This window comes from Mesorhizobium sp. M1A.F.Ca.IN.020.06.1.1 (assembly GCF_004023265.1).
Classification (GTDB): Bacteria; Pseudomonadota; Alphaproteobacteria; order Rhizobiales; family Rhizobiaceae; genus Mesorhizobium.
On record NZ_RZSR01001255.1, the window covers coordinates 1 to 1,383 of the forward strand.

General features: G+C 65.8%; 1 protein-coding gene. It reads left to right on the forward strand.

Going from position 1 to position 1,383, the window contains the following annotated elements:
• Window positions 1-26 precede the first annotated feature (26 nt).
• A partial coding sequence (locus EOA60_RS33025) for an efflux RND transporter permease subunit (RefSeq protein ID WP_206628363.1) occupies window positions 27-1,383 on the forward strand: 1,357 nt, incomplete at its 3' end.

The window sequence follows — 1,383 nt, forward strand, 5'->3', positions numbered from 1 at the left end:
CGCCGAGCGGTCTCGTCTCCGGCTGGCTGAACCCGTCGCGGCCGTTCATCCTGCGGCCGGTGGCCACCACGCTGATCATGGCCACCATCCTGGTGGTCGGCATGATCGCCTATCTCTTCCTGCCGCTCTCGGCCTTGCCTGAGGTCGACTACCCGACGATCCAGGTGCAGACCTTCTATCCCGGCGCCAGCCCGGAGGTGATGACGACTTCGGTCACGGCACCCTTGGAGCGCCAGTTCGGCCAGATGCCGGGGCTGGAGCAGATGTCGTCGGGGAGTTCGGCCGGCGCCTCGGTCATCACGCTGCGCTTCAGCCTCGACCTCAGCCTGGATATTGCCGAGCAGGAGGTTCAGGCGGCGATCAACGCGGCCGGCAACCTTCTGCCCGCCGACCTGCCGGCGCCGCCGATCTACGCCAAGGTGAATCCGGCCGATGCGCCGATCCTGACGCTGGCGATCACCTCGAAGACGCTGCCGCTGACCGAAGTCGAGAACTATGCCGAGACGCGGCTGGCGCAAAAGATCTCGCAGCTCCCGGGCGTCGGGCTGGTCAGCATCTCCGGCGGCGAGCGGCCGGCCGTGCGAATCCGCGTAAAGCTCAAGGCGCTGGCCGCCATGGGGCTCAACATCGACGATCTGCGCACCACCATCGGCGCGCTCAACGTCAACACGCCGAAAGGCAGCTTCGACGGGCCGGCGCGTTCCTACACCATCAACGCCAACGACCAGATCAGCGACCCCAAGACCTATGCGGATATGGTCGTCGCTTACCGCAACGGGGCGCCGGTCAGGCTGGGCGAGGTCGCCGATATCATAGAGGGGCCGGAGAACTCGAAGCTGGGCGCTTGGGAAAACCGCTCGCCGGCGATCCTGCTCAACATCCAGCGCCAGCCCGGCGCCAACGTCATCCGCGTCGTCGACTCGGTGAAGGCGCTGCTGCCACAGCTTCGCGCCGGCTTGCCGGCGGCGGTCAGCGTCGAGCCGCTGACCGACCGCACGACCACCATCCGTGCCTCAGTCCATGACGTCGAGTTCGAGCTGGCGACGGCGGCGCTTCTGGTCGTGCTCGTCACCTTCCTGTTCCTGCGCAACATTCCGGCGACGATCATTCCGAGCCTGTCGGTGCCGCTGTCGCTGATCGGCACGTTCGCGGTCATGTATCTTCGGGGCTTCAGCCTCGACAATCTGTCGCTGATGGCGCTGACCATCGCCTCCGGCTTCGTCATCGACGACGCCATCGTCATGATCGAAAACATCTCGCGTTTCATCGAGCATGGCGACGATCCGGTCACCGCCGCGCTCGAAGGCTCGGCCCAGATCGGCTTCACCATCATCTCGCTCACCGTCTCGCTGATCGCGGTGCTGATCCCGCTTCTGTTCATGG